Genomic DNA, 339 nt, shown 5'->3' on the forward strand with positions numbered 1-339 from the left:
TTCGATCAGGCCTCTCTTGGCGAGGTCGCTCATTTCGCGCGAGACCGCTTCCCTGTGCGTGCTCATCGTTGCCGCCAACTCGGAATGCGTCGGTGCCGGGCTTATGGACACCTCGCCGTCCACGAGTGCGGCTTTCTCCGCCCGATGCAGGAGCTCGACGATCAGTCGTTTTCGCACGACCAGAGTGCTGTATTCGAATACCCGCTCGGTCATGCGCCGGAGCTGGGCAGATAGATGCTCAAGCAGCACCCAGGCAAAAGTAGGGTGGGTCATCACGATATCCCGGAATGCTGTGCCGGACAGCCGTGCAGCGCGGGTTGCCTCCAGTGCGACTACGCT

1 protein-coding gene is annotated in these 339 nt (G+C 61.7%); it reads right to left on the reverse strand.

Features of this window, described 5'->3' with window-relative positions:
• Positions 1-273, reverse strand: a 273-nt coding sequence (locus tag AC0L16_RS33650; RefSeq protein WP_473625823.1) for a helix-turn-helix domain-containing protein, incomplete at its 3' end; no start/stop codon positions are given.
• Positions 274-339 lie beyond the last annotated feature (66 nt).

It is taken from the genome of Mesorhizobium sp. WSM4848, from assembly GCF_055811375.1.